The organism is Hoylesella timonensis 4401737 = DSM 22865 = JCM 15640, from assembly GCF_000455445.1.
GTDB classification, from domain to species: domain Bacteria; phylum Bacteroidota; class Bacteroidia; order Bacteroidales; family Bacteroidaceae; genus Prevotella; species Prevotella timonensis.
The window spans coordinates 11,706-30,773 of sequence record NZ_HG417102.1; the positions used below are offsets into that span (position 1 = coordinate 11,706).

At 40.8% G+C, this 19,068-nt stretch carries 19 protein-coding genes and 1 tRNA gene; 2 read left to right on the top strand and 18 right to left on the bottom strand.

Annotation, left to right across the window (positions count from 1 at the left end; translation table 11 throughout):
• Positions 1–142 precede the first annotated feature (142 nt).
• The 9 genes from BN35_RS11555 to rlmN form a co-directional block, all read right to left on the bottom strand.
• Positions 143–218 (bottom strand) — tRNA-His (locus BN35_RS11555).
• A gap of 88 nt (positions 219–306) precedes the next feature.
• Positions 307–720, bottom strand: coding sequence for a preprotein translocase subunit SecG (gene secG, locus BN35_RS11560; protein WP_234396822.1), 414 nt, complete (start codon positions 718–720; stop codon positions 307–309).
• A 7-nt stretch (positions 721–727) separates the two neighbouring features.
• On the bottom strand, positions 728–1,477 hold the full coding sequence (locus tag BN35_RS11565) for a hypothetical protein (protein WP_025073248.1): 750 nt from the start codon (positions 1,475–1,477) through the stop codon (positions 728–730).
• Positions 1,478–1,500: 23 nt separating this feature from the next.
• Positions 1,501–2,055: an LptE family protein gene (locus tag BN35_RS11570; RefSeq protein WP_025073247.1), complete on the bottom strand. Its 555-nt coding sequence runs from the start codon at positions 2,053–2,055 to the stop codon at positions 1,501–1,503.
• Positions 2,036–3,301: a sigma-54 interaction domain-containing protein gene (locus BN35_RS11575; protein ID WP_025073246.1), complete on the bottom strand. Its 1,266-nt coding sequence runs from the start codon at positions 3,299–3,301 to the stop codon at positions 2,036–2,038. The genes BN35_RS11570 and BN35_RS11575 overlap by 20 nt, the downstream gene beginning before the upstream one ends.
• 256 nt (positions 3,302–3,557) lie before the next feature.
• Entirely contained in the window at positions 3,558–4,601 is a 1,044-nt protein-coding gene (locus BN35_RS11580) for a lysylphosphatidylglycerol synthase transmembrane domain-containing protein (protein WP_025072297.1), read from the bottom strand.
• A 3-nt stretch (positions 4,602–4,604) separates the two neighbouring features.
• Positions 4,605–5,717, bottom strand: coding sequence for a PdxA family dehydrogenase (locus BN35_RS11585; RefSeq protein WP_025072296.1), 1,113 nt, complete (start codon positions 5,715–5,717; stop codon positions 4,605–4,607).
• Positions 5,718–5,810: 93 nt separating this feature from the next.
• Positions 5,811–6,788, bottom strand: a complete 978-nt coding sequence (locus tag BN35_RS11590; RefSeq protein WP_025072295.1) for a DUF4837 family protein — start codon at positions 6,786–6,788, stop codon at positions 5,811–5,813.
• A complete protein-coding gene (gene rlmN, locus BN35_RS11595) occupies positions 6,781–7,833 on the bottom strand; it encodes a 23S rRNA (adenine(2503)-C(2))-methyltransferase RlmN (protein ID WP_028901085.1) in 1,053 nt (350 codons plus the stop codon). The genes BN35_RS11590 and rlmN overlap by 8 nt, the downstream gene beginning before the upstream one ends.
• Before the next feature lie 999 nt (positions 7,834–8,832).
• Here rlmN and BN35_RS13315 point away from each other — a divergent pair.
• Together BN35_RS13315 and BN35_RS11605 are read left to right on the top strand one after the other, a co-directional pair.
• Complete coding sequence (locus BN35_RS13315) at positions 8,833–11,220, top strand: DUF4922 domain-containing protein (protein WP_081411449.1); 2,388 nt, start codon at positions 8,833–8,835, stop codon at positions 11,218–11,220.
• Between the two features lie 102 nt (positions 11,221–11,322).
• Positions 11,323–12,621: an MFS transporter gene (locus BN35_RS11605; RefSeq protein ID WP_248616671.1), complete on the top strand. Its 1,299-nt coding sequence runs from the start codon at positions 11,323–11,325 to the stop codon at positions 12,619–12,621.
• 159 nt (positions 12,622–12,780) lie between these two features.
• On the opposite strand, the gene BN35_RS11610 is transcribed toward BN35_RS11605, so the two are convergent.
• From BN35_RS11610 to queC, 9 genes are all read right to left on the bottom strand, one after another.
• On the bottom strand, positions 12,781–13,680 hold the full coding sequence (locus BN35_RS11610) for a FimB/Mfa2 family fimbrial subunit (protein ID WP_025072293.1): 900 nt from the start codon (positions 13,678–13,680) through the stop codon (positions 12,781–12,783).
• Positions 13,681–13,922: 242 nt separating this feature from the next.
• A complete protein-coding gene (locus BN35_RS11615; RefSeq protein ID WP_025072292.1) occupies positions 13,923–14,426 on the bottom strand; it encodes an Lrp/AsnC family transcriptional regulator in 504 nt (167 codons plus the stop codon).
• Positions 14,427–14,778: 352 nt separating this feature from the next.
• The gene (locus tag BN35_RS11620) at positions 14,779–15,246 is read right to left on the bottom strand and encodes an ExbD/TolR family protein (protein WP_025072291.1); all 468 of its coding nucleotides are present in this window, start codon (positions 15,244–15,246) and stop codon (positions 14,779–14,781) included.
• The gene (locus tag BN35_RS11625) at positions 15,243–15,773 is read right to left on the bottom strand and encodes an ExbD/TolR family protein (protein WP_025072290.1); all 531 of its coding nucleotides are present in this window, start codon (positions 15,771–15,773) and stop codon (positions 15,243–15,245) included. The genes BN35_RS11620 and BN35_RS11625 overlap by 4 nt, the downstream gene beginning before the upstream one ends.
• Positions 15,760–16,284, bottom strand: a complete 525-nt coding sequence (locus tag BN35_RS11630) for a hypothetical protein (protein ID WP_025072289.1) — start codon at positions 16,282–16,284, stop codon at positions 15,760–15,762. The genes BN35_RS11625 and BN35_RS11630 overlap by 14 nt, the downstream gene beginning before the upstream one ends.
• A 1-nt stretch (position 16,285) precedes the next feature.
• Positions 16,286–17,041 carry a MotA/TolQ/ExbB proton channel family protein gene (locus tag BN35_RS11635; RefSeq protein ID WP_374188034.1) on the bottom strand — a complete coding sequence of 252 codons (756 nt, stop codon included), beginning with the start codon at positions 17,039–17,041 and terminating at the stop codon, positions 16,286–16,288.
• A gap of 296 nt (positions 17,042–17,337) precedes the next feature.
• Positions 17,338–17,937 carry a 7-carboxy-7-deazaguanine synthase QueE gene (locus BN35_RS11640; protein WP_025072287.1) on the bottom strand — a complete coding sequence of 200 codons (600 nt, stop codon included), beginning with the start codon at positions 17,935–17,937 and terminating at the stop codon, positions 17,338–17,340.
• A gap of 12 nt (positions 17,938–17,949) precedes the next feature.
• On the bottom strand, positions 17,950–18,318 hold the full coding sequence (locus BN35_RS11645; RefSeq protein ID WP_025072286.1) for a 6-pyruvoyl trahydropterin synthase family protein: 369 nt from the start codon (positions 18,316–18,318) through the stop codon (positions 17,950–17,952).
• Between the two features lie 89 nt (positions 18,319–18,407).
• Entirely contained in the window at positions 18,408–19,064 is a 657-nt protein-coding gene (gene queC, locus BN35_RS11650; RefSeq protein WP_028901088.1) for a 7-cyano-7-deazaguanine synthase QueC, read from the bottom strand.
• Positions 19,065–19,068: the final 4 nt, after the last annotated feature.

A 19,068-nucleotide genomic window follows, 5' to 3' on the forward strand; every position in this document is an offset into this window, starting at 1 on the left:
CTGAGCCAGTGTCTGGAGAATAGGCTTATTTTTAAGATTGACGTCTACTTTCCATTTTTGAAAGTTACTTTTGAAGCTGTTGGTCATAAAAGCAACAAGCGGAAAGCCTTAACTTATCGGGCTTTCCGCTTGTTTGTGTGGTGGGTGGCAGGTGGGACTCGAACCCACGACATTCAGAACCACAATCTGACGCTCTAACCAACTGAACTACGGCCACCATTTATAAAACTCTTCTTATTCAGAAGCGAGTGCAAAGGTAAAGGATTTATTCTAATTATGCAAATAAATCCCTTACTTTTTAATTTTTTATTTAGCAGGAGCTACTGGTGCTTTAGGTGTTGCAGGTGCTTGCTGAGTTCCTTGGTTAGCAGGAGTTGCATTTTGAGAACCTGCTGCAGGTGCTTGCTGCTCACTTGCGCCAAAACCAGGAGTTGTATTCGGATTAGTTGTCTGTGTTTCAGTAGCTGTCTTCTCTAAAACGCTTTGTTCTGAAGATGCTCTTGGTACAACGTATGCACAAGCAACGCTCAACACAACCATAAAGATAGCCAATCCCCATGTCGTTTTCTCAATCACATCTGTTGTCTTTCGGACTCCCATAATGGCGTTTGACGATGAAAAATTAGAAGCTAATCCTCCACCTTTTGATTCTTGGATTACAACAATTACTACCATCAAAACCGAGGCAAGAACTATAAGTCCCACAAATAATGTGTACATCATTTTTTTACTTATTTATTTTATTATTTAATATTAGTTTCTCTAAAAAACGTATTTGGTCTGCAAAGTAACTATTTTTTTTTGGAAAATTCAAATTTAATCGCTGAATAATTTCAAGAGCCTGTTCGTATCTTCCTTGTTTGATATATATTTTTGCCAAAGTTTCTGTAAAATAACCTTCTTCAGAGGGCGTTTCTTTATCTTCATCTATTTCTGGTAGATACTCTGGGGTGTCGTTTAACTGTATTCTTCCATCTCCATTTTTCTGTATAAAGCTATCTATCAAGTCTTGACCTTTTAAGTGTGGAGAGGCTGCATTAGCCATATGCTCTTCTTCACTCTCCACCTCAAGAAGATAAGAAACATAATCTATTGCCGCATCAGCTGGAGTTGGTTTTCTTTTTTGAGGTGTCTCTTCCTCTTCTACGGGTACTGTTTCCAGAAAATTATCAATAAGCGAGATGGTTCTGCTGTCACCAATTTCCTCAACTGCGGGTTGTTTTTCTCCTGCAGAAGGTTTATTGAATCGGTAATGTGCTGCTTCTATGAGATTGAAAAGAACTTTCCGATCGGTTATATACACAGCTGCTCGTCTCAATTCATCATCGAAAGTAGCATCATGGAGCAAATATAAATTTTTCAACATCAGTAACCTTACAGTTTGGTAATACGGATGAAGGGCAAGCAAACTCCTTAAGTCATAAAGCGTCTCCTTGTCCATCAATTCGGGATGTTGTATCAATCTGCTTAGTTCCATACTTGATTTATCATAGCTGTCAACTACCAGTTGGCGACGGTAGCATTGAAGATTTGGTCGGCTAAGTCTTTCACCATTTGTGAAACTAACTCTTCTTGCACAGAATTAAGATTCTTTGTCGTTTCGTAACTTTTAGCCGATGAGAACTGTCGTTCAAAATCTTCGGTGTGATTCTTGTTATTGGTAAACCTCACATTAACGGTTATCGTCAATTCCGTTTGTGCAGAATGACCTTCACTGGAAACCGATTTATTGCGCTGAGTGTAGGAAACAATCTCGCCTTCAATCTTCAAATCTCCATTTCGCCTTACCTGACTGAGCTTGGTATGATTGGCAAACATATCTTTTAGTTCATTATTGAACATAGGTGCCATGGGTCCCCAAACATAGGCACTGCGAATAGGGAAATCGGATATCTGAATCGTTTTGGTCTTCGTATAGTCAATACTGGCACCGTTGAATTTATAACTAACAGCGCACCCAACCAACAAGCAGCTTAATAACAGACAAGAGAAAACAACACAATATAGGTGCTGAATTTCGCAAAGCTGCACAATCTTATTTTTTCTCAAGTCCATATTGTTTTATTCTTCTATAGAGGGTACGATCGGAAATGCCAAGTTCTTTTGACGCTTTCTTACGATTACCACCATTTCGTTCCAATGCCTTTTCTACCATTTGTCTACCTATGTCGTTAAGGTTTAGACTTTCAGGTTCTTTCACTTCTTCAACAATGGCATCTTCAGAATCTACTGCTCGAGATATAACTGTTGAATTCGAAGGCATATTCTGTTGGTGTGATAAGTCAGTAAGACTTGTCACACTTCCTTCAAGTGCGTGAACCTGATTAGGGTAGGTTAAGCCAGAATGAACGTTATTCGCATCGTCCAATTGTTTTCTAAGACTGGTTAAATCGCGACGAAGATCACTCACGTTACCTCGAAGTTCGTACAATATTTTATACAATATCTCACGTTCATTCTCATACGAGTGACTTCCATGTGTGTTAATGGTCGCTAACTGTGTACTCTCACGATCTTGAGGAATAAAGTTACTCAACAGCTTAGCATCTATCTCTCTGTCTTGTACCAGCACCGACATCTGTTCTGTGATATTCTTGAGCTGACGAACATTGCCAGGCCATTTATACTTTAGCATCAATTGTTTGGCATCCTCTGTCAAGGTAATCTTTGGCAAACGATACTTTTCTGCCATTTGCATGGAGAATAGTCGAAAGAGTAAAATAATATCTTCACCCCGATTTCGCAATGGGGGAATTTGGATTGGAATCGTATTTAATCGATAATACAAGTCCTCACGAAAGCGACCTTCGCTAATAGCTTTAGGCATATTTACGTTTGTTGCAGCTACAATGCGTACATCGGTCTTACGAACTTCCTGTCCACCTACACGAATATACTCGCCTGTCTCTAATACACGAAGCAACCTTGCCTGTGTTGCAAGCGGCAACTCACCTACTTCATCCAAGAAGATAGTACCTTTGTTAGCTATTCCGAAATAGCCTTCCCGTTCTCCGATAGCTCCAGTAAACGAACCTTTTTCATGTCCAAAGAGTTCGCTGTCAATCGTTCCTTCGGGTATAGAACCACAGTTTACCGCAAAATAGCGTTCACGCTTCCGAGGAGAATGGTCGTGAATCACTCGAGGAAAGATTTCTTTTCCCACACCGCTCTCTCCTATAATCAAGACGGAAAGGTCGGTAGGTGCTACCTGTAAGGCTACATCCAAGGCATGATTCAGTCCATCGCTATTCCCAACGATGCTGTAACGCTGTTTTATTTTTTGCAATTCTGAGGTGTTCATTGGATGACAAAATTACATAATTTATTCGACATAGCTGCAAATATGGCAGTAAATTTATATTAGGCTGGTTCTATAAATTACCACCGCATATAGTCATTAAATTTTTATGAAATACGTTTTGTTATCTTTTGGCTTCTTTTTGGTTCAAAATGTAAGTTCGTTCAGTCGTGTAGCTCGCTACACTCCTTCACTCTCTTGCATTTTGATCTCAAAAATAAGCTCAAAATCTAACAAAGCTAATTTATAGAACCAGCCATTAGTCTTTCTGTTTTTTGTCAAACTTAATGAGCAACAGTCCGATGCCCGTCCAAATCAATTCACGCAGTCTCACTAACAAAGCCACAAAGATACCAGCACTGGCAGTCATGCCCAACTTAGATACCGACATCAGGAAACCACCCTCACGTCCTCCCAACTGTAAGGGCATAAAGAAAAGAAGATTGGCAAACAGCGTTGTAAATGCAATCACTAATACGCAATTGAGATAACTCACCGAAGGAGTAAGTACCATCAGAATGAACATCACCTCTAAGGCAGAACAGAATCTGCAGGCGATTTCAAGTCCAACGGCAGCCACGAATGTCTTTGGATTTTGTTTATGTAATGCGGCTATTTGGCAATCTATCGTATCTAACTGATTACGATGTTTGTCTACAAAGGGTATCGCCCATTTCTTTACAAATGGGATGTGGCGCAGAAATTTCATCATTCTTACGGCTAATCCTTTTTGATATCCAACCATAAAGAACCACAGTCCCAACCCACAGAACACACCTGCACTTGCCAACAACACCCCCATTCCAAGTGAAAGAGGCTGGGTAAAAAGATACAGGAAGATGCAGATGACCCAAAAACAGAAATGACTAAAGATATGAGTCATCACGTAGAGTATCACCGATGACGAGGCGGCTTCCGTTCCAATCTTTGGAGACAACTCCATGATACGGTAAGGCTCGCCCCCCATTAGTCCACCCGGTGTGGCGTAATTGAGTGCAAAACCAGATACGGTTATCTTATACAACCACCAGAAACCTACATTCTTATTGTTGTTCGCATTGCTCGCTGCAAGCTCTTTTTCATCATCTTGAAATGATTTTTCGGACATACAACTTTTGATAATCAAATACCAAGCACCAGTATTAAAGAGGTATAAGAATAGCCATAGCACCAAGATGGCAAAAAACCAATAGCCAGCATGGCGCACACCTTCCCATACTTCACCGAAGTTGAGCTGCGTTATCATGAAGAGCAAAACGCACAAACCGAATATAAAGAATGCGTTCTGATATTTCTTTTTCATCGATTATTCTGCTTCTTGCAGTTTTTTGTTGTCCTTGTCATTGCGTTTCGCCCCATTCAACCGTCCACGGTCTCTGTTTTCCCTACGTTCATGGTAGAGTTTAGGAAGTGGATTTTTCAGAGGCTCCTCAAAGCTCATGCGATTTCGCCAAGCATCTATTGCCAAATAAACGGCTTGTCTCATTGGCTGCTCATCCATGACACCTGCTCCTGCTTTTGCAAACTCAGGACTATCATTCGTTGTTGTACACACCAATGGCAGGTTAGTAATCAGGCACACACCTTCATCAATTGTCAGTGTCTTAAAAGGTAAAATGGCTTGCTCATAATGCATGGAGAGAATGGCATCAAATGCCTCATACTGGTTACTTCCAAAGAATTCCTCTGCTGGATAGGGACCATAGGCGTACACGCCAGCCTCTGTCAGTTTTGTTATCGCTGGGGCAATCACCTCCTTTTCTTCTACACCATCTGCTGTGGGGTTCAATGCCAAGATTGCAATTCGTGGACTTGAGACACGCATGTCTCTACGCATTGTTTCGCATAAGACAGTAGCTCGATTGATGAGGTTTTGCTCTTTGATGTCCTCCATGGCATCTTTCATCAATAATTGATTGGAAACTAATGCCACTCTTAAAAAGTCGTTCATGAACACTGGCATAGCCTCATGTCCCTCTCCCAAACAAGTTTGCAGGTAATGGGCAAGATTCTTAAACTCCAGTCCTCCGACTTTTAAGTTATTAGTACCAATAGGCGCACACACCAAAACATCATACACCCCTTCTCTATAATCGGTCATTGCCCGATCCAAAGCACGGATTGCCGCACGTCCTGATTCTTCCGTGGGCGTTCCAAGCTCCACTTTCACTTCGTCTTCGAAGCAAGTCAGAAGGTTTAAGCGTCCGTCCTTGATTTCGTCCGTATTGTTGACAATACTAAAGTTTGCCTGAATGCCGAGCGCTTTTCTATGATAAGCTGCAACCATGGGCGACCCATAAATGATAGGCGTACAAAGCTCCAGCATCTCGGGTGACGAGAAAGTCTTAAAAATTAGTTCATATCCGATACCATTTGTATCACCATGTGTGATTGCCACACGAATTTTTCTGTTGTTCATAAGTATATTATTTTTTTATCGTAGTTCAAGGAACGACAAGCCAGTTCGTCAAACATTTGAATCCTACCCATTGGGCGCATCTCCAGTCTTTCGTCACTGTTGTTCCTCTTTTCTATTTTTGTTTGTCTTCTGAATGGTCAACAACGCAGCTTCCAAGGCTCGCACCCGATTGCGTTTTTTACCTTCTGGGGCATATACAAAAGCGTCAAAGACGACGGCTTGTCTTGCAGTGCTGTCTATGGCCACCTTTCTCACCAAAGGTCCACCCATCATATCGCCGCACATCTCCCATTGTCCACGTTGCCAATTTTGTCTCTTTTGGTGAAAGAAGAAAGTCTCGTCTTGCATTGATGTCCTCACGGTCTGCATAAAAACCTCATCTGTTTCACCTTTTATATTCGCTTGCAGAACACTATCGGTTTGCTGTAAGGTGGGCTGTTTCAGTCCTTGAATGGCATAAACGCAGATGTTTTGCAGTCCTTGCACCGCATTGTTAGAGAGCCAAAGAAAGTTCTTACCAACCTTATACGACTGCATGTCCGCAGGCAACATCAGCCGATAGCCGAACATCCGTTGTACCTTTTGTGCGGTTTTTACCTCATGATTCTGTCGAAGATGCAAGATGTTTTGCTCATATTCATGTGCAATAAACACTTGCCGAATTTCTTTCCCCATGTTCTCACAGATGCGTTGCAGCTCTTTCTTCGAGCTTACGTCAATGTACATCACCAATTGTGGTTGCGCATAACGATTGCGTTCATGGGAAATAGTAGATTTGTTCCCTTCTCCTTGGTGCTGTCTCACAACAATGATTTGGCGCATCAGTCGCTGTTGCGCATCAAAATCTCCAGTCTTCACGCATGTTACGTCAAATGTGGGTTCCACCTGTGGCAAGCCAACCATTGGCACTGATAAGCAATGATATAGCAAGCTGTCAATATCGCCCACCACCAATATTTCATACGGCTGTTGCGTACTCGCTGGCAAAACCGTCTTTTGCTGTCGGCAAGCTGTCACTCCTCCTACGACAAGGCATAAGAGGGAAAAATGCCATATCCACTCCTTACGCATGTGTTGTCTTTTTCTTGGCAGTACTCAGCAAGCCACAAGCGGCAAAAATGTCTTGTCCACGGCTCGCTCGAATCGTTGTAAAGATGCCATGCGATGTAAGATAATCCCTAAACCGTTCCATCGTAGCGGTGTCTGTTCCACGCAACGAAACGTTGGGTATCTGATGAAAACGGATAAGATTTACACGACAATCCAATCCACGAAGCAATTCTACCACTTTTTGTGCATGCCGAATAGAATCGTTCTCGCCGTCAAAAACAATGTACTCAAACGACAGTCGCCGTTGGTGTGCAAAGTCATACTCCCGTAACAGTTCTACAATATCTTGAATAGGCATTGCCTTTTCTGCTGGCATTAGTTCTCTCCGCTGTTCTGGGATAGCTGAATGTAAGCTAATAGCCACATGGCAATCGCTTTCATCCAAGAAGCGTTTTAATTTTCCTTTCACCCCAACACTGCTCACCGTAATACGCTTTGGACTCCACGCATAACCGTATGGGGCTGTCAATATCTGTGTTGCACGCAGCACATTGTCGATATTGTCCATCGGTTCTCCTTGCCCCATGAACACGATGTTTGTGAGCTTTTCGCGCTCGGGCAAGGAATATATTTGATTCAAGATGTCCGTATAGGTCAGATTTCCTTCAAATCCCTGTTTGCCTGTTTGGCAAAAAAGACAGTTCATCTTGCATCCCACCTGACTGGATACACAGAGTGTGGCTCTATCTTGGTCGGGGATGTACACCGTCTCTACCAAATTTCCCGATGCTGTGGGGAAGAGATATTTTATGGTTCCGTCTTTAGAATATTGCGCATCCAGTGGTTTCATGCACCCTATTTCAAATGACTCTTGAAGAATCTGGCGGTTGTTTTTCGAGAGATTAGTCATCTCGTCAATATTCGTTACCTGCTGCAGATAGAGCCATTTGGCTATCTGTCCTGCAGTAAATGTCGGCATATTCAAGTGGTGTACCACTTCCTGAAGTTCAGAAAGGGTCATTCCCATTAACTTCTTTTTTACTATATTTGCTTGATTCATCGTCATTCCTTATAAAAATTAAGGCAAGCTGATAACCAATTCACCAACCTTATTCGCTAAAATATTATCTATCCTATTTGCAGAGATAGTGCAAGCCGAAGACAAAGAAAGTTTACTTACTTTGTTGAGGCGAAGCCTATCTTTTGCAAAGATACGCAAAAAGACTGGATATTTTTTAACTTGTTGCTAAAAAAGGACAGATGAAGGCTTGTCTCCGTTTGTTAAATCACTGCATGAATGTATCACCGATGTGCCGATTGCAGTCATCAACAGAAACTAATAATACTGTGAATTTTCTTTACAACACCCCTCTCATAATTCGCGTATTTACAACCAACTGCAAAACGGGTCGCAAATATGCTAAAAATGAGCAAGGTTCATAATCCATTATTATTGAACACGTTACACCTAAAGAGCTTCTTTTCCTTCCTATTTTTACCATTTTTTGGCAGCTAAAGCATTAAGATAAGCCTGCTATTTGTATGCTTTAATGCTGTTGAAACATGTGAATAGCACTGCTACTGTATGTTTCCAAGGCTGTTAAGTCAATGCTCCAGCTTGAAAAGACGTATTTTTTGTTCAAATCAGCATAATTTTGTATATCGTTTGCCTATTGATTTTTTCTATTTTGCAATTTTTGGATAGCCGATTTATTGTCATTTTATTGGACAAAATGTACTATTTCTAATTGGTTAAGAAATACTCGTTTGACAGTTTCAATCTGTCGTTAGGAAATTCCTATTTCATGCGGTCTACCTTGTTTCTCTGTCTACAGTGTGGACTTATAAGACTTTTCCACGCAAGATAATAATGAGTGGCTTCAACCGAAGAGTGCATACCGAAGTTAGCAGTATTGTTCTGTCTGTCAGAGTAGTCATTGTAGCTACTGTTCCTCGTGCATCGTGCTTTGACTCATTCTCCTTAAAAACACAACAATTCTTTCTGCATTATCTTTAATTTTAAGTATCTTTGCACAACAACTAATATGACTTAAATGGTGAGGCTATGAATGAAAAAACCAACCAATCCTCAATATCTGATTTGAATAAGGAGAAGCATTCAACTTCAGGCACTGCTATCTTAAAAGCGAATGACCTATCGCTCGAAGTCTTTGTGGAAGAACAACTGAAACAATGGAACGATGCACAGCAACGGTTCAATGAGCTTCAGCAGGTGGAGACAAAAGACGTAGAGGTGGGCTCGCTACACATGAAAGTGCAATACAACCCTGCTCGAATGGTGTCTACGGGGGCAAAGATAGATAAAAAGGCGTTAGCTGCCAGACCGTGTTTCTTATGCGAAAAGAATCGACCAGCGGTGCAGATGAAGCAGGTGATAGATGACAAGTTTGAACTCTTAATCAATCCCTTTCCCATTCTTCCTCAACATTTTACGATTCCGTTGCGTCAACATCAACCACAGCAAATACGCAAGAATTATACGGAACTGCATCGGTTATTAAGCATCTTCCCCGACTTGATGTTTTTTTATAACGGTCCGAAATGTGGTGCATCAGCACCCGACCACATGCATTTTCAAGGGGGGAGTGCCCATGTCTTGCCTTTAATGCTCGACTGGGAAGTGTTAGCGCAATCGTTGAAACCACTGACAGCGCTAAACGCAGAGGAATCCCTGTCGCTCATTAGTGGCTATCCATGTCCAGCGTTCGTGATACAAAGCCGGTCGGAAGCAGCCGATGAAAAGCTATTCCAACAACTCTATAATGCCCTTCCACTTCATGATGACGACACCGAACCGATGTTGAACATTGTTAGTTGGCGTAGAGAAGATAATTTTATCAGTGTTATTTTTCCACGCAAGAAACATCGACCCGCTTGTTATTTCGCACAGGGAGACCAGCAAATGCTCATTAGTCCGGGTGCATTAGATATGTCAGGATTGTTGATAACACCACGTTTGCAGGACTTTGAAAAGATTTCAGGACAGCAGATTGAGGAAATTTTAAGGGAGATGACATTGTCGCAGGACGAGATAAAGCAAGTCATTGCGAAACTTATATCCACGACCGACTCCAAAAACTCAACCCTAAAATGTATTGTCAATCAGCGAGAACCGAAGGTGTCAGTAGGAATAGTGGGTGCCGAGACAATCCTGTTTTCTTTGAACCAAAACTTTTTGGCAAAAGGAGAGGTGGTTAATGGAGAGCAAGAGGTACAATTGGTGGATGGTGCTATTAAGTGGAAAGATAATTACTATAGAGAGCTCACCTTTGTACCACAATCCCAAGAGGGAACATTCTCCCTCAACGATGTGACTATTGGTGTGAATTTTCACTGGGAACGCAAAGAGACTCAAACTTTTTATGGCACCCTCAGACTTGTTGTGGAGGGAGGAAAAATTTTTGCTATCAATGACATTTCCGTAGAGCGTTATTTGGAAAGTGTTATTTCCAGTGAGATGAAAGCCACTTCTTCTTTGGAATTGTTGAAGGCGCATGCGGTCATTTCCCGTAGTTGGCTCTTGGCACAAATAGAAAAGCGTCAACATCTCGAAGAGGCAACCACAGGATTTTTCTCTTTCATCAAAAAGGAAGATGAACTCATCAGATGGTATGATCGTGAAGACCACACACTCTTTGACGTGTGTGCCGATGACCATTGCCAGCGCTATCAAGGCATCACCACCGTGCCCAACCAATATGTTTCGGAAGCTATCAAGCAAACCAAGGGGCAAGTGTTGATGTACGAAAATGAAATTTGCGATGCACGGTTTAGCAAATGCTGTGGAGGCATTAGCGAAGAATATTCGTATTGCTGGGAAAATATCTCTAAACCCTATCTTCGGGCAGTGCGCGATATGCCAGATAAAGCACAGGCACAGCTCGATATCTTACCAGACTTGACCATTGAAGAGAATGCGGAAAAATGGATAAGGACAACCCCAGAAGCTTTCTGTCATACGTCTGATCAGAAAGTGTTGGCGCAAGTATTGAACGATTATGACCAAGAAACCACAGACTTCTATCGCTGGAAGGTGACCTACTCACAAGAGAAGCTTAGATCGTTGATAGAAGAAAAAACCAAGAAGACGTTTGGAGATATTTTAGACTTAATTGCCCTTGAGCGAGGAAAGAGCGGTAGGATATCAAGACTGAAGATAGTAGGAAGTCTCTTGACATTTACTATTGGCAAGGAATTAGAAATTCGTAGAACCCTTTCTGACTCACATCTTTATAGTTCGGCTTTTGTGGTTGATAAAAAAGAAGTAATCAATGGCATTCCGCAGCAGTTCGTTTTGACTGGAGCAGGGTGGGGGCATGGAGTTGGACTGTGTCAGATTGGTGCTGCCGTCATGGGAGAAGAGGGATATACATACGATGAAATCTTGGCACATTATTACCGAGACGCAATGTTGCAAAAATTATATGAATAACCTCCTCCAGTACACTCGTTTTGCAAAATTAGGATAGCTATAGGCTACACTACAGACAGTATTTGCATTGACAACAAAGCTTTACGGAAAAGAATGAAAGAGATGAGCCGAATGATATTCAATTCTCCGCTTGAACAGGGGACTATTGACAGGCTGCCATGGAAGTGGATGCCTACGCTGTACCTGTTCAAAGGACTGTCGTATGCGGTGCTTCTCCTCACCTCGTTGGTGATGCTGAAACGCTTGGGATATCAAAATAGTGAAATCACTTTCTACATAGGTTGTACCATGTTGCCTTGGATGTTCCGCCCAGTATTATCAATTTTTGTACACAAAGGCTATTTCAACAAGCTTTGGATATTGGCGACAGAAATGATAAATGTGATTTGTATTGCAGCCATTGGATACACTATCACACAGCAATCGTGGACAAATTACACAGTACTGCTTTATGTGATATTGATGAGTAGCAACGTGTTTCATGACATAGCAAGCGACAAATATACACTCACTTCTATCCGGTGCCAGCAAGTATCATTGCTACGAATCTTCAAACGCTTAGTGTATCGGCTGGCATTACTCATCGCTGTGGGCATTGTCTGCATGGTTGCTGGTAATTTGGAAGTTGTAACTCGTTTGATAAGGGCTTCGTGGAGTACCGCCTACTATTTGCTAAGTGCTTTCTTGTTCATCTTGTCAATATGGCATGTCTGCCTATTGCCCCGCTTTACACGAAGTTACCGCGAGCGAGATATATTGTTATCCGATATGTTTTATGCGTGCCTCAATACCAGTGCCGACCTTATTCGCACGCCAAGTTCGTGGCCAGGAGTCCTTTTCTTGGTTTGCTATCTTTTACCAACAAATCTGCTTTTACCCGTATCCATGTTGTTTCAATTAGACTTAGGGAGTAGTGGCGGTTTAGGCTTATCACCACAAGAGTTTGGATATGCGTACGGAACAGTAGGAGTATTTGGATTGTTGACAGGAGACATTTTAGGCATTTGGCTGGTTCATCGCTATGGACTGAAAAAACTGTTGCTACTCATGGCACTCGCTATTTTGGTGCCTTCGCTTGTGTTCATACACTTGAGTTTTGCGCTACCTAATAACTTCACATGGATTTGTTGGTGTAGTTTTATTCAACAGTTGTGCTATGGATTTGGTAGTTATGCGTATCTACACTTCCTTGTGTATTACAGTGAGGTGAAACGTTTTTCTACTTTTATACTTTGTGTTGCTTTAGCTGCTGTTGCCATGGCTATTCCTTTCATTCTCTCGGGGACTTTACAAATGGCATTGGGCTATCGACGTTTCTTCATGCTCACAGCCCTTTGCGGCGTCGCTACCTTAACCGCTACGCTCTTAGTGATGAGTGTTTACCGAAAAGAAACTTTCTGACGAATAGCCCCATATCCAGCTTTATATAATAAGGTGGACAATCCAAGTGTACTTTACAGTTACCAAATCCCTCTCTGTCTCAATATTATCCTATTCGTTTTGATGAGGATAAAGCCACGATGCTCGTGCTATGATCGGCTTCGCATTCCTCAATAGGCTTTAATACGGGTATTCCAGTTTCGTCCATTGCTCGTTGACAAAAAAAGTGAAATGATTTGCTTCCATTGATGAAGTATTTTGGAAAAAAGCACCTTTGTACTGTGTAATTTGATTAGGTTTCACAGGAACCTCCAAAAACTCATGTTTTGTAATGATATCTCCAGTAGCATTTAAGGCAGAAACTGTCATTTTCAACACATTTGCTTTTTCATGTGGGAAGGTGAAAACATCAAATGTGCCCTGACCATTTCGTTGTTCTTTAGCAATGCTTCGCTCCTCTGTCTGACGTGAATTCTTGCAACCATAACCTGTGACAGCATTGAAAGTAGAGCTGCCTCCCGTGTAATAGAACTTTATTTTTTGTACGGCATCAGGCATTTTATCTGTGGTTATCAATCTAAACATGGCTACAGCTCGCTTCATTTCCAAATCGTAAGTCTTGTTCTCTCCAACCATTATATTTTGAAAGTAATAGAACGTATCCGTTAATTTGTTCTTAGGAAAGGAGATAGCTTCGGGAGATGTAATGGTGGCTGAGCCGTCTCCGCTGTGTGCAATAGCCACAATTTGATAAGAACCAACAGGCAAATTTGCTTCTATCACTCCAAAATTGGTATCTTTCTGACTCTGATGAATTGCCTTTACCTTAGTGCCTTCCTTAAAAATTGCCAAATCGATGCGTGTACACATCTTGGTAATATTGGTGGAGCGTGAGAGCTTCAGCCCTTCTTCAAAAGGAATCTGTTCATAATGACTCATGCGAAAAGTGAGATGATATAAGTCTTCTGAAGTTGGATTCTCTTGCGAAGAATCATCGTTCAACACTGGTTTTTCACAGGCAACGAGGCACAAGGCAAAAAGTGCAACAATGAGTTTTGTACAATTTAAGTTTTTCATCATAGTACAATACATGGTTGAAAGATTAACAATAAACTTTTATATCGCAATATTACAACAATTCAAATTTTTATCAAAACTTTTTTAGAAAATTCTTCATCCTTTTAACTTTTTGTTTTTTCTTATCTAATTGCTTCGGTTGCAATAGTGAACAAATAAAAAAGGTGTATCACCTAAGCAATACACCTCATCAAATAAATTGAAGTTATATCATCCTGATAAACAAGCTTGTTAAATCAGTGTTGTTAATCCTCTTCCTCAAGATCACTGTTTTTGGTCTCTATCTGGATTTGAGAAACAGGCAGTTGCCTATCGATAACTGTTCTAAATGAAATCATGGTTTCACTGCCTGAAAGTCCTAAGGGCTGCAATTTGTCATGTATAATACTCATCAGATGATGATTGTTCATTACATACAGTTTAACAAACAAGTCAAAATCGCCTGTTGTACAATGACATTCCACGATTTCAGGAATCTTTTGAAGCTCTTCGGCAACACGGTCGAAATCATTTGGATCTTTCAAATGCAGTCCGATATAGGCACAAGTTTCATAACCAATCTTTTCTGGATCGAAAATAAACTGTGAGCCTTTGATAACTCCTAAGTTGATAAGTTTTTGAACACGTTGATGAATAGCTGCTCCACTGACATTACATGCACGGGCAACTTCTAAGAATGGAGTACGAGCATCCTCTGCTATCATAGTGAGGATCTTCTTATCCAATGCGTCTAAATTATGATGTCCCATAGTTAAGTTTATCGACTTCACAAGTGATTGCCATACAGTAAGATTCCTGACAAACAATTCTACCTAAAAAGGCGTGTGTCTCCAGACATATTTGCCTTCTCTTCTTTTACCTTTAGTTAGCTTTATTCGTTGAATCCTGACTTAAAGATACCTCATGGAAAACCTGTGAAGATTTTTATTCTTTTTATTCCTTTGCAAATATACAATAAAGTGTTGAGTTTCACAACGATTTAAGATTTTTTTGTGATAGATTATTACTTCAAAAAGAAAATAATAAAAAAAGATAAAAACATGCGTAACTATAAAGGGGTAAACAACCACTTTTGTTTGGACTGTAAAAACGTTCTTGTTGCTATTTTTGCTTCACATCTTCGGCTGAATAGCTAATTTTCAAAGCTTTAGCATTACGCAACTCTTGCTTCACTTGATTGATAGTTGCCATGGATGTATGTTTGTCAGCCCTTATGGAAATAATCATTTGCTGCTGATCTTCGGGTGACATTCTATCTCTTTCTGCACTGACATAGTCAGCAATTTCATCAATTCGTACTAATCGGTCGTTTAATTGCACCTGCATAGGTTGCCCTGTCGCTTTGCCAAAACTTGTGATGGGCATTCCTATATACAGATATACAACAGCTGACTTCATGGTAAGTCGTGTTAATTCTGTGCCTTGTGGAACTCGATACTTTACTTTCAAGGTTACCTCGCGCATGTGCGTTACTATCATAAAAAAGAACAAAACGGTGAAAATCAAATCAGGTAACGATGCCGTGTTTAGTTCTGGCACATCTCGAAGCCTACGTCTAAACTGTATCATCGGCTCATTCCTCCTCCCGTGTCTTGATAGGTTTCGGCGATACGTTGCGGACAATGCTCAATGACAGTTTGTCGTTCTCTATCAGAACAATCGTCAAATGAATGTCCGAAATGTTGTTGAGCCCATTTTGTTCGCACCTCTTTGTAAGCTGCCATCAAACAATGTTGTAATTGGAAATAGGTATCGTATGTTGATTCTGGTGCAGTCTTAATCGTAATTAAATGTTCTTTACCAAGTCGCATTATAAAGTCTTCCACTTTTACCTGCAAATCCTGTATCCTAATTTTGTGTCCATTCTGCATCACGATATTGTCTGCTGTAATGCTAAGTTCCAGTAGTTTGTCTTTATCTACAATACTTTCTTGCTGTGTAGTCTTTGGCTGTGCAGGCGGTAATTGTCGACGTAACCCCTTATCCACATCCATAGACGTGGTAACCAGGAAGAATATCAAAAGCATGAAAGAAATGTCTGCCGTAGAAGTTGTATTCAGTCCTGGAATCTGATGTTTTCGTTTACGAATGAACATGTTGCGAGTTATGTTTTCTTCGATATCTTGTGATGCCATATCCTACAGCACCAACAGCTACGATGAGTAAGATAGAGGAGGTATAAATCAACTGGTCAGCAATACGCAAGAGCAAGCTGTTCGTAAAGTTTTTGCCATTACTCACCACTGGATTGGTGGAGGCGAAAGCAAATGTAATTAACAAAAGAAGGCAAGTCCCACCAGCTACGCATCTTCTAATGAGTTGGACAGGGATACCAAGAACAAGTCTTGACTGATTTCTTCCACAGCGAATTTCCTTCCGTACAGCCCACATGGTTACACATAAAGCGATAAGAATGAATCCATACATGGCGAAAATGAGCAAATTAGTCAGCAATGGTTCATTGAAGTCTGGGTTATCAAGATAAGGTTGCTGGTAACCCAAAAGATAAAAAAGCGCAAACACCACAAACGTAATGCCTATCAAAAAATAAAAAATAAGCTGCGAAATCCGTTCCGTAGAGCGATGATGCAAATCTATATGTTTCATCTTAAGACTGTTTATGCTTCATGAGCGTATCTAATAACGTGATGGCCGACTCCTCCATTTGGGCTGTGATGTGGTCGATTTTTGACAGGATATAGTTATAAAATACCTGTAATACTAGTGCCACAATAATTCCAAAGATGGTGGTAATCAGTGCCACTTTCATACCAGCAGCAACAATTGTTGGACTAATATCGCCAGCCATTTGAATCTGGTCGAACGTCATAATCATACCAATAACAGTTCCTAAGAAGCCTAAGGAAGGAGCCATTGCGATAAAGAGTGTAATCCATGAACATCCTTTCTCTAAGTTAGTTGCCTGAACCGAGCCGTAGGCTGCGACAGACCGCTCTATATTTTCAATACTATCGTCAATTCTATCCAATCCTTGATAACAAAGTGACGCTACAGGTCCACGTGTCTGCAAACACTGTTGCTTTGCACCTTCAATATCACTCGCATAGATTTTCTTTTCCAAGTCTTTCATAAATTGTTTGGCATTGATTTCAGAAAGACTCAAATAGATGATTCTTTCGATGCAAAATGCTAATCCCAATACTAACACCAAAGCAACCAAAGACATGAACCCTGCATTTCCTTCTATGAATTTTGTCTTCAAGAACTGGTGTAAGCCTCCTGTTTGAGGCTCGGCAATAGTGGTGTCAGCTACGTCAGCTAACGCAGCATTCAGCTCGGAATGTGCGACACTATCGCTTTCTTGCACGCTGACAGAGTCTTGATTTACCGCATTTTGAGCCATACAACAAAAACTTCCTCCAAAAAGAAAAAGCAAACATAGTATTTGTTTAATAATGAATCTTGTCATTTTGTATTTCTGCCAATAAAGTTTTATGATTAAATAGCACTCCTTTTTTAGAATTTTCAAAGGTACATATTTTGAAGAAGAAAACCAAACAAGCCTGTTATAATAAGTGTAAAATTAGTTACTTTTATGCAAAGGTCATGATAAAAATAGTTCTCCTCCTCTGACTTTTATTCCTTAGATTTATATCAAGTCAGTTCATTGTAAATCAAAGTCAAATAAAAATTCATATATCACTGAATTCCTATGAGTTTATGTAATTGCAAAGAAAGTTTCCATTGAGGGTGCGTTTTCACAAACTGAATCGCTTTCTGCAGAATTTCTTTATTCCTTAATTCATCACCTACGTCACAAGGCTGCACATATCGTTCCTCCGCCTCAATGCCAAATGTGCTTATAGGGTGTATGCCGTCATACACCACCTTTATCTCGTTGGCTTGCTTAATATGCACGTCTCCAGCCTCTATAAATGCTTTCTTTGGTGAACAGGTTACCCAATCAACACCTTTAGGAATGGGATGAGTGCCATTTGTTTCCATCGAAACATAATAACCATGTACATGAAAAAGCTGCAACAGTTCTGGCGTTACTTGCAAAGTAGGCTCTCCTCCAGTGATAACAACAAAGTTACAGGGCGCATATTGTTGCACATTTTCTATGATTTGTTGTGCAGACATTTCTGTATACTCATCAAAATTCGTATCGCAAAACGAACAGTGTAGATTACATTTAGCAAACCTAACAAACACGGCTGCCCTGCCTGCATGATGTCCTTCGCCCTGTAATGAATAAAAGATTTCGTTTACTTTGTAGGTACGTACATCGTGATTCATTTCCTGCTATATTTACATGACAAGGTTTTCTATACCAACTATCTTTGTTTCGTCTATCGCCTGAGCCACGTTTCCTTCGCTTTCTTGCACCTCTGCCTTATAACATTCCTCGAATTGATTAACGACCCATCGCGCAATATTCTCCGCAGTAGGATTATAGGGAATGACGTCGTTGATGTAAGCATGGTCTAATTGATCGTGAATAGCCTTTTTGATGTGCGTAAAATCGAACACCATCCCATCGGCGTTCAATTTGTCTTTCTTAAAAAGATACACGGTAATTATCCAGTTGTGCCCATGCAAACATTGGCACTTGCTTTCGTAAGAGAGCGAAAGCCGGTGGGCGGCACTAATTTCCATACGTTTGGATACGCAATAAATCATATTTCTTTATTTTACAAGTTGGTGTTGAAAGAACGGTATTGGTTCTTTCCTTGCCTCTTTTGATTTCTATTTGTTTTCAAAGTCTTTTAGTCTTCGTATGGCGTGTCGTCCTTAATACCTGCAAATGCCAATGCTTCTTTGCGTTCAACGCATGTCCCACATTTGCCACACTGCTTATCTCCTCCCTTATAACACGACCAAGTTTCGGCATAATTGATACCCAGTTTTTTACCTCGTAAGGCTATCTCACCTTTGCTAATCCGTGTATAAGGCGCCAAGATGGTGATACCTTCAAAGGTGCCAGCAGTCATGGCTTGCGAAAAACTATCAATAAACGCAGGTCGACAATCGGGATATATGGTATGATCACCGCCATGATTCGCAATCATCACATATTTCAAATGGTTGCTTACAGCTAATCCGCAACCCACTGCCAACATGATTCCATTGCGAAAAGGGACCACTGTCGATTTCATGTTCTCTTCTTCATAATGCCCTTCGGGAATGGCGTCGTCACCTTCCAACAGACTACTTTTGAAATAATCGTGAATAAATGACAGGGGGATAACAATGTGTCGTATGCCTAATCGTTCGCAATGCATCTTTGCTAAGGGTATTTCTTTTTGATTATGATTGCTGCCATAATCAAATGAAACGCCTATAGCGATACGCTGTTGATACTCGTAAAGCATGGTAATGGAATCCATGCCCCCACTCACAATAATCAAACTGTCTTTTTCCATTTTA